This window comes from Rhizobium sp. YJ-22, assembly GCF_029601685.1.
GTDB lineage: Bacteria > Pseudomonadota > Alphaproteobacteria > Rhizobiales > Rhizobiaceae > Metarhizobium.
In genome coordinates, this window is the sequence record NZ_JARRIR010000059.1 from 1 (window position 1) to 783 (window position 783).

The 783-nt window shown below is 61.6% G+C and carries 1 protein-coding gene; it reads right to left on the reverse strand.

The features are described 5' to 3' along the window. Positions 1–783, reverse strand: a 783-nt coding sequence (locus P7F60_RS30765; protein ID WP_277921236.1) for a porin, incomplete at both ends; no start/stop codon positions are given.

Here is a 783-nt window from a genome sequence, read left to right on the forward strand (position 1 = left end):
GCCGCCCCAGACAGCCCAGTCGCCCCACGGGCCGTAGGTGTCGCCCGGTGCGAAGGCGTTGGTGGTGTCGCCGTCGGTGCTCCATGCGCCCATCAAGAAGGCAGTGATGTTGCCGAAGGTGCCGTCCAAGCGAGCCTTGATCGCGCCTTCTTCAGCGTGGCTGTCGTAACCGCCGACGACCGAGAAGCCGAATGCGCCGGTGGAGTAGCCGAGACCGCCAACAACGTTGACCTTGTAGTTGTCGTCATCAACGTAACGGGCATTGCCCCAGACGTCGGTGCCGTTGCGAGCGAGGCGAGCGTCTTCAACCGAGACGACAGCCTTGAAGCCGTTGCCGCCATCGTAGTTGTAGGTGATCTGGTTAACTTCGAAGCCACCGTAGGAGATGACGTCGTCGTTGATGATGTCGCCAGCGTAGTTCGTGAAGACGGTGTAAGCCGAGTCAGCGAGACCGACGGTGAAGCCGGCGAGCTGGATGTTGGCAGCGATCAGCGAAGTCGTGGTGTGAACGCCGTCGTTGTAGGTGCCGTCAAAGTCGAAGCGGGTGACGATCTGCGTCTTCAGCGGGCCGTATTCGGTGTCGCTGGCCGAGTCGAGGTAGATTTCAGCGCGCGACTTGGTGCGCCAGCCGAGGTCGCTGTTGGCCACGTAGGAGTTTGCAGCCTGAACGTCGAAGCGAACGCGACCGCCGACCTTCAGGCAGGTTTCGGTGCCGGGAATGTAGAAATAGCCAGTGCCGTAAGCGTCGCAAACGCGGACATATTCCATCGGCTCAGGCTCGGC